This is a genomic window from Microcoleus sp. bin38.metabat.b11b12b14.051 (assembly GCF_013299165.1).
Lineage (GTDB): Bacteria > Cyanobacteriota > Cyanobacteriia > Cyanobacteriales > Microcoleaceae > Microcoleus.
The window spans coordinates 120,266-128,831 of the sequence record NZ_JAAFKD010000014.1; the positions used below are offsets into that span (position 1 = coordinate 120,266).

7 protein-coding genes and 1 pseudogene are annotated in these 8,566 nt (G+C 48.1%); 6 read left to right on the forward strand and 2 right to left on the reverse strand.

From position 1 onward, the window contains the following. Positions 1 to 5 precede the first annotated feature (5 nt). The gene (locus QZW47_RS16575; protein WP_293128732.1) at positions 6 to 2,258 is read left to right on the forward strand and encodes a VWA domain-containing protein; all 2,253 of its coding nucleotides are present in this window, start codon (positions 6 to 8) and stop codon (positions 2,256 to 2,258) included. A gap of 255 nt (positions 2,259 to 2,513) precedes the next feature. On the opposite strand, the gene QZW47_RS16580 is transcribed toward QZW47_RS16575, so the two are convergent. Continuing rightward, positions 2,514 to 2,840, reverse strand: a complete 327-nt coding sequence (locus QZW47_RS16580; RefSeq protein WP_293128734.1) for a PEP-CTERM sorting domain-containing protein — start codon at positions 2,838 to 2,840, stop codon at positions 2,514 to 2,516. A gap of 578 nt (positions 2,841 to 3,418) precedes the next feature. On the opposite strand from QZW47_RS16580, the gene QZW47_RS16585 reads away from it, so the two are divergent. The 5 genes and pseudogenes from QZW47_RS16585 to prfB all read left to right on the forward strand — a co-directional run bounded on the left by QZW47_RS16585 (position 3,419) and on the right by prfB (position 8,362). Then, positions 3,419 to 4,147 carry a Bax inhibitor-1 family protein gene (locus tag QZW47_RS16585; RefSeq protein WP_293128736.1) on the forward strand — a complete coding sequence of 243 codons (729 nt, stop codon included), beginning with the start codon at positions 3,419 to 3,421 and terminating at the stop codon, positions 4,145 to 4,147. Between the two features lie 251 nt (positions 4,148 to 4,398). After that, positions 4,399 to 5,988, forward strand: a complete 1,590-nt coding sequence (locus tag QZW47_RS16590; RefSeq protein ID WP_293128738.1) for a tetratricopeptide repeat protein — start codon at positions 4,399 to 4,401, stop codon at positions 5,986 to 5,988. Positions 5,989 to 6,006: 18 nt separating this feature from the next. Further along, positions 6,007 to 6,174 (forward strand): hypothetical protein, encoded by a 168-nt coding sequence (locus tag QZW47_RS16595; protein WP_293128740.1) that lies wholly within the window; start codon positions 6,007 to 6,009, stop codon positions 6,172 to 6,174. A gap of 31 nt (positions 6,175 to 6,205) precedes the next feature. Next, a pseudogene (locus QZW47_RS16600) lies at positions 6,206 to 7,177 on the forward strand (PCRF domain-containing protein); the annotation flags it as partial. A 65-nt stretch (positions 7,178 to 7,242) separates the two neighbouring features. Further along, positions 7,243 to 8,362 (forward strand): peptide chain release factor 2 gene (prfB, locus tag QZW47_RS16605; RefSeq protein ID WP_293128742.1). Its coding sequence is split into 2 segments (ribosomal slippage): positions 7,243 to 7,314 and positions 7,316 to 8,362, totalling 1,119 coding nucleotides; the frame shifts between segments, so codons are not numbered across the junction. 3 nt (positions 8,363 to 8,365) lie between these two features. Here the strand turns inward: prfB and QZW47_RS16610 are convergent. Further along, the coding region (locus QZW47_RS16610) for a hypothetical protein (RefSeq protein ID WP_293128744.1) at positions 8,366 to 8,566 on the reverse strand (201 nt) is incomplete at its 5' end.

An 8,566-nucleotide genomic window follows, 5' to 3' on the forward strand; every position in this document is an offset into this window, starting at 1 on the left:
ATCCTATGCCCGCAGCCAACCTTAGCCCTTCCAGCACAGCCTTTCCCCTCACCGCCGTAGTCGGCCAAGAAGCAATCAAATTAGCCCTACTTTTAGCAGCAGTCGATCCCGGATTGGGAGGAGTTGCGATCGCAGGTCGTCGCGGTACCGCAAAATCAGTAATGGCCCGCGCCTTGCATTCCCTACTTCCACCAATTGAAATTATTAAAGACTCTTTTTGCAACGCCGAACCAGATGAACTCCTAGTGGAACAAGCATCTTACCTGTTACCAGAAAATAACGGGCAAGATGCCAGTTCCACAGTAGAAAATAACGGGCAAGATGCCAGTTCCACAGTAGAAAATAACGGGCAAGATGCCAGTTCCACAGTAGAAAATAACGGGCAAGATGCCAGTTCCCAAAATACTAATTTTCCAGATACTGAAATAATTGCTACACCATTTATTCAAATTCCATTAGGCGTCACAGAAGACAGACTCTTAGGTTCCGTCGATGTCGAACAATCAGTAAGATTCGGTCAAACAGTATTTCAACCAGGACTTTTGGCCCAAGCAAATCGAGGCGTACTTTATGTAGATGAAATCAACCTCCTCGATGACAATATTTCTAACCAATTGCTGACAGTATTAACCGAAGGTCGCAACCAAATAGAGCGCGAAGGCATTAGCTTCCAACACCCCTGCAAACCTCTATTTGTTGCCACCTATAACCCCGAAGAAGGCCCTCTTAGAGAACATTTGCTCGATCGCATCGCGATCGTCCTTTCAGCCGACGCAGCCCTCGAACTACAAGAAAGAGTCTATGCAGTAGAACAAGCTTTATCCTACTCCAGCTCCCCCGAACAATTCCTCAACCAATACGCCGAAGACACAGACAACCTCAAAACCCAAATCATCCTCGCCAGAGAATGGCTAAAAGATGTCACTATCAGTCGCGAACAAATAGCTTACCTAGTAGAAGAAGCCATCCGCGGCGTAGTTCAAGGACATCGCGCTGAAATCTTCGCAGTCCGAGTCGCCAAAGCCGCCGCCGCCATTGAAGGACGCACAGAAGTTAACGCCGAAGACCTCCGCCGCGCCGTAGAATTAGTCATCGTACCCCGCGCCACCGTCATCCAAACTCCCCCAGACGAAAACTCACCTCCTCCTCCCCCGCCACCACCGCCACAAAAGCAGCAGTCAGAACAAGAACAAGACGAACCCGAAAACGAACAAGAAGACGAAGAAGACCAAGAAGATGAAGACAAACCCGAACCTGAAGAAGAACCAGAAAAAGATACCATTCCCGAAGAATTTCTATTCGACCCCGAAGGCGTAATTCTCGACCCCGACGTGCTATTCTTCGCCCAATCCGCCAACCGCCAAGGCAAATCGGGCAGTAGAACCACCATTTTCTCCGAAGATAGAGGCCGTTATGTCAAGCCAGTATTGCCCAAAGGCCCCGTGCGCCGCATCGCCGTTGACGCGACTCTCCGGGCGGCCGCACCCTACCAAAAAGCACGCCGCGACAGGAATTCAAACCCCCCCCAACCCCCCCTTACCAAGGGGGGGCAAGAGGCGAGTCAACCCCCCCTTAGTAAGGGGGGGCAAGAGGCGAGTCAGCGCCGGGTATTTGTGGAACAGGGAGACATTCGGGCGAAGCGCTTGGCCAGAAAAGCTGGGGCTTTAGTCGTCTTTGTTGTCGATGCTTCCGGTTCCATGGCCCTCAACCGGATGCAGTCGGCTAAAGGTGCAGTCATGCAGCTACTCACCGAAGCTTATCAAAGTCGTGACCAAGTGGCGCTCATTCCCTTTCGCGGAGAACAAGCGGAAGTATTGTTACCGCCAACTCGCTCGATAGCCTTAGCCCGCAAGCGTTTGGAAAGACTACCTTGCGGCGGTGGTTCGCCCCTCGCCCACGGTTTGACTCAGGCGGTGCGTGTGGGAGTTAACGCGCGGCAGTCTGGAGATATCGGTCAAGTGGCGATTGTTGCGATTACTGACGGACGCGGTAATATTCCTTTGGCTCGTTCTTTGGGCGAACCGATTTTAGATGGCGAAAAGCCGGATATTAAGAAGGAATTGTTAGAAATTGCTGCCAAAATTCGCGGTTTGGGAATGCAGTTGTTGGTGATTGATACTGAGAGTAAGTTTATCTCGACTGGTTTTGCGAAGGAATTGGCTAAGACTTCTGGCGGCAAATACTATCATTTGCCGAAAGCATCTGAACAGTCGATCGCAGCTATGACTAAAAATGCTCTGCGCGACGCGATCGGCTAAAATCCTTAAATAGAGATTCACCAGCCTGGATTGTGGCACAGGCATCTTGCCTGTGGCCTAAACTGTGGCACAGGCATCTTGCCTGTGGCCTAAACTGTGGCACAGGCATCTTGCCTGTGGCCTAAACTGTGGCACAGGCATCTTGCCTGTGGCCTAAACTGTGGCACAGGCATCTTGCCTGTGGCCTAAACTGTGGCACAGGCATCTCGCCTGCGGGGCCCTTAACAATCACAAACTCTGATTTTTGTCACCACTCTAACTTTTAACTCTCGCTCTGCGGCGAGTCACCACCAGCGAACCCGCCACCAAACTCAATCCCCCCAACATTGAAGGCTCAGGAATTTTTACCGGCAGAGGCACCCGATTTACCGTTATCGGAATCGGGGTAGGAGTAGTTGTAGCTTGCCGGGGTTGACCGGTCTGAGCCAGCAGCAAATTTTGGGAACCCAGCGATGGAGCAGCAGTATGAACGGCCCGGACATTAGCTGCAAGGGCAGCTTCACCGCCGGAAATAACGGCGGCCGCAGCTAATACAATCCCGGCGGCCGATGGCAGTAATTTGCGAGCAAAAAAGGTGGGCATGAGACATTACCTGTTTGGCATTTTGTCGAGCGAACTCAATCTCTCGATCTTTACTTTTTTTTGCATTCCCTGTCTGAGCTACCTTAGCAACTAACTGAACAGATTTCCGATTTTCAATTTAAAATTTAAGATTTTTGATTTTTGATTATTTGAGTTTGCTGTCTTTAGTTACAACTCAGTCACCAATCTAAAATTTAAAATCAACTCCTACCCTGCTTAGAGCATAGAGTCATCAATCCCAAATCCTAAATCCCAAAGTCCCCATAGATTGACCTGTGCTATCTCTAATTCGATCGAGTTTTCGCTAGCCGCTCGCCACAGGTAGCGCCGACCGTTTCACCTCAATTATAGCGCCCTCTGCCAGCTTCAACGCTGCAACAGGACGATCGTCCCCAGACAATGACAGCACAGCAAAGATTTACTTGTACGCCGTTGATCATAAACAATCACTTCCTGCATGGGAGTGATTTCACCCCCGTTCTTTATCAAATCTTTAAACTATTCCAAGTTTTGTCAACAAACTGTAAAGTTTGTCAAAATAGAGATAGCAAATCTCAGCCAAAAATAGGTAAATCCTCGTGAGTAACACCAGCAACTTCCGCGAAGCCGTGCGCGAGGCCAAAAACCACGCGCTGGTAGGCCCCAACGTCATCGCTAACGCCCTCCCCTTCGTGGGTGGCGGACTCGTCTTAACCGCTGTCGGCACCTACGGCGGGCTCGGAGTCATCCGCAACTATCCCGCAATCTTCTTTCCGACGTTTATTGGCGCGATCGTCCTAGAATTAATCCTATTCTTCGTCGCCAGAGCCGCCGCCGAACAAAACAACAAAAATACCGCCTTGCCCCTGTTGGCAACCTACAGCCTGCTTTCTGGCTACACCCTCAGCGGATTGGTGTTTACAGCCCTCAGAACCCAAGGCGTCGGCATCGGCGGCATCGGTTTCGCAGCCCTCGGCTGTGGCATTACTTTCATCGCCGCCCGCCAAATTGGCTCTAACTTGTCGGAAGCAGACGGCATGGCTCTCACCAAAACCATCAGTTTAGGTGTGATTGCTTTGTTAGTCGCTGTTGGCGGTCAATTTCTGCTGTCGCTGTTCGGTGTCTACACCCCAACCTGGTTAGAAATAGGCATTTCTGGCATTGGCGTGTTTATATTTGCTGGCGCTGCGATCGTCGATTTTTACATCTTACCCCGCAGCTACCGCGACGACGAGTATTTGCCCGCCGCTCTGTCGATGTACTTGACCTACGTCAACTTGTTCATCTTCATTCTGCGTCTGATGATTGCTCTCAACGGTCGCGATTAATCCTTGAAAGTTTAGCTTAAAAAAGAACCGCAGCCCGATCGACATTCGGCTGCGGTTTTTTTATTAAGATTTGCAACCAAGATCGCGATCGTCGCCTCCTCTGTCCATATCATAAACACAACTTATATCAGGCCGGCAGGCGGCAGGCAGGAGCTATAATTTTACTTTTGAACCGATCAATCAAAAATTTTATCATCTCATGCTGTCGAGCGCAATTTCAAAATTAATCACAAATCAATTGGATAAAACTCATGTACTTAAAATACGAAGATATCAGGAGAGTCAGCGTAGAAATTACTTCTAGGTGCAATGCCGCTTGTCCCCAGTGTCCGCGCACTGGCAATCCGATTTTACCCGCAGCAGAATTAAAGATTGCAGATATTGAGAGAATTTTTCCCAAAGAATTTTGCTCTCAATTAGATTTGGTCTATATGTGCGGCAACTACGGGGATGCTATGACTAGCAATACCACAATTCCGGCGATCGAGTATTGGCACCGCATGGGAGTTCCTCAAATATGCCTGTACACCAACGGTAGCGGACGCAACCCCGACTGGTGGCGCACCCTGGCACAGACAATGACAGGAGAACACGATAGCGTAACTTTTAGTATCGACGGATTGGCCGATACTAACAGCATTTACCGCCAAAATACCAACTGGGACAGGATAATGGAATCAGTTAATGCCTTTATCCAAGCTGGCGGAAAAGCAGTCTGGCACTACTTGATATTTGAACACAACCAACACCAAGTAGAAGCAGCCAGGGATTTAGCCAAACAATTAGGATTTATAGATTTTGTCCCCAAAGCTACCTCTCGTTTTGTGGCGCAAGAAATATATAACAGACAGTCTCAAAATCAAGAATATCAACAACAACAACAGGCACAAACTTCCCCGGTAGAGGCACAAAGCGATCGCCCAAACCAACCAGAACCCGATGTATCATCCCGCCAAAATCAAGAAATCGCAGCCGTTGAATTGCACCGACAAGCCGAGACCTATTTAACCGCAGGGAATCTGTCAGAAGCAATATCGGCTTGCCAACAAGCCCTAAAAATTCAACCTAATTTTGCAGCAGCCTGCAAAACTTTAGGGAATGCTTTCCAACGTATAGGGCGGTTGCAATCAGCAGCAGACTGCTATACAAACGCACTCAGAATTCAGCCTGATTTCGCAGAAGTTTATGCAAATGTAGCGAGTCTTTACGCTCAACAGCAACAGTGGCAGCCAGCTACATTTTACTACAAAAAAGCGATCGCCCTCAAACCAGATTTTGCCGGCGCTTATCGCAATTTGGCTAAAGTATTGACCGAGTTGGGACAATCAGAACAAGCAAATCAGGCTTGGTATCGCGCAGTAGCCCTCGAAATTCCTCAAGTACCCCCTCAAACTCAACATCTCCCCTCAAAGCCAAAAAGCCCAGACCTCCAACCACCATCCCTAGAACAATATCAAAATCCAGACGGAGAGCAGTTTATCAAAGTTGTAGAAAGCTACGGCGACTTAAACAATTACTACCGCAATGTAGAAATTAGCTGTCAAACTCAAGCCAGCAAAGATATTTTCATTTCTTTTGAAGCCGAACTCTGGCCTTGCTGTTGGGTAAGCCATACCAAATACGCTGTTTACAACCATACCTACAGACCCCAAATGCTGGCTTTACTTGAAAAGTACGGCGATGGATTTAATTCTCTCAAAACTAAATCGGTGAAAGAGGCGATCGAATGTGATTGGTTTCGCGAAGACCTCACAAAAAGTTTTTCATGTTCCAAAAGGTTGGACGTATGCGCTCACGAATGCGGTAAAGCTTTTAATTCCACAGGTTCGCAGTACATTTAGCAAGATCCGCGTTCATCTGTGATCAAAAAATCTTTCTTAGTATTTTTGCCACAAACAAGCCCGCAGCAAGCTAAGATTAGTATAATCACCCACAACGCTGGAGAAATCACAGTGGAAATTATAGAGACAAAACACAATATCGAAACTTTGTGCGATCGCCTAAACCGCCTGCGAGACAGTCTTTAGCTCAGCATTAACCGCCGCCAGCCAAAACTTAAAACAGCTAGCAACACAGCCGGAATCCGCCCACAGCAACAACATTGAACGGATACTCCAAGAACTAGATGCTCTCGAATTTGATCTGGTAAAACTCAACCAGTGCCAAACTTGTTTAGCAGATATTAACGCAGCAGTCGAGTTGCTGGAATTTCAAGCAGACGACGAACTAGAGCAAGAACTTCAAACTAATTTAGCTCAACTCAACCACTCTCTCGAAGAGCATGAAATAGAGCAAATGTTGAGCGGGCCTTGCGACAAAAATGGAGCATACCTCATAATTAATGCAGCAATAGATGACCTAGATGCTCCAGACTGGGCAGATATGTTGCTGAGAATGTATGCTCGTTGGGCACAAAGCCGAGGCTATAAATTTTGGGTAGTTGAAGATTCGCTATGGACTTATGCAGGAAGGAATTCTGTAACTTGGGAAATAGACGGACGTTACGCTTACGGCTATCTAAAGTCAGAAACCGGAATGCACCGACTGCAACGTACATCGCCTTTGAATATTACCGGAAAGTGGCAGACAACAGCGACGGTGGAAGTTGTGCCAATAATAAATGTCGAACAGGAGATTCCCCAGCAGGATTTAGAAATAATCTTGCTTACTTGCTACTTATCTAAAGTAGAGCCATATCGGGCGATGCTTCATGTTCCTACTGGTGTTTCATCAATATCTAACTGTGAGCGGAGTCAACTGCAAAATAGAGAAAAGGCTTTGGCGGTTCTCAAGAGCAAACTATTTGCTATGATGCAAAGACAAGGAGTTGCAGAAATTTCAGACATTCAGGTCGATCGCCTAAAAACATTTCTCAACCAACCAATTCGAGAATATCAATTTGCCAGCGACAGCACAAACCAGGACAAAGTTCTGGATTTGCGTACAGGCATCGAAACCACAGCCGTCGCCGAGATACTAGACGGCAAACTTGACCCATTCCTCAAAGCCGCTGCGCTGCTGCAAAATTGATTTGCCGGTGCAGGTCAAATTTCAGCTAAACTCAAAGATACACCCCACAACTAGGAGAACTCACAGTGGAAGTTCTAGACATCAAACACAATATCGAAACATTGTCCGATCGACTGGGTACCACCCAGGACTATCTTTGACATCCCCGCACTCACAGCCAAAATCCAAGACTTAGAGCAAATCTCCGCCCAACCAGCATTTTGGGACGACCAAGATCAAGCTCAAGGAACCCTCCAAGAACTCAACGACCTCAAATCTCATTTAGACCAATACCACGGCTGGCAGACTAGCTTAGAAGACGCTAGAGCTATTTTAGAACTGCTGGAGTTAGACGCAGACGAGTCGTTATTCCAAGAAGCCTCATCGAGTCTTTCCCGATTAACCCGCGAACTCGACCAGTGGGAACTACGACAATTACTCTCCGGGCCCTATGACGAAGGCGGCGCCGTTTTGACAATTAACGCCGGGGCGGGGGGCACAGATGCTCAAGATTGGGCCGAAATGTTGCTGCGGATGTACACCCGCTGGGGCGAAAGTCACGGTTACAAAGTACATTTAACTGAGATTTCTGAGGGAGAAGAAGCAGGCGTAAAATCTGTCTCTTTGGAAATTGTCGGCCGCTACGCTTACGGCTACATGAGGTCAGAAAAAGGCACTCACCGCTTGGTGAGAATTTCGCCTTTTAACGCTAATGACAAGCGTCAAACCAGTTTTGCGGGCGTGGAAGTGATGCCGGTGCTCGATCGATCCGTTAAACTGGATATTCCAGAAAAAGATTTGGAAGTCACGACTTCTCGCGCAGGCGGCAAGGGCGGACAAAACGTTAACAAGGTAGAAACGGCTGTCCGCATCGTTCACCTTCCGACTGGTTTAGCCGTCCGCTGCACCGAAGAACGCAGTCAGTTGCAAAATAAAGAAAAAGCTCTCGCCTTACTCAAGGCTAGGCTGTTGGTGGTTGCTAGAGAACAGCGTGCGGCCGAAATTGCCGAGATTCGCGGCGACATGGTAGAGGCAGCTTGGGGCAACCAAATTCGCAACTACGTGTTTCATCCCTACCAAATGGTCAAGGATTTGCGGACAGGGGTGGAAACAACCGCCGTCTTAGATGTGATGAACGGCGAATTAGACCCGTTTATTCAAGCTTACCTGCGCCAGGAAAATCAGTTGATAGCCCAAACCGATTAACTCCTACCCGCAGTCAAACAGGTTCGTAGTGAGGACTTTAGTCCGCAAAAAAGAAGGACTGAAGTCCTCACTACAAACAAACAGGTTCGTAGTGAGGACTTCAGTCCGCAAAAAAGAAGGACTGAAGTCCTCACTACAAACAAACAGGTTCGTAGTGAGGACTTCAGTCCGCAAAAAAGAAGGACTGAAGTCCTCACTACAAAC

Bases quoted from the DNA above. Each gene is read 5' to 3' on its own strand.
- QZW47_RS16580 (WP_293128734.1), bottom strand. From the start codon at position 2,840: ATGCCCACCTTTTTTGCTCGCAAATTACTGCCATCGGCCGCCGGGATT.
- QZW47_RS16575 (WP_293128732.1), top strand. From the start codon at position 6: ATGCCCGCAGCCAACCTTAGCCCTTCCAGCACAGCCTTTCCCCTCACC.
- QZW47_RS16590 (WP_293128738.1), top strand. From the start codon at position 4,399: ATGTACTTAAAATACGAAGATATCAGGAGAGTCAGCGTAGAAATTACT.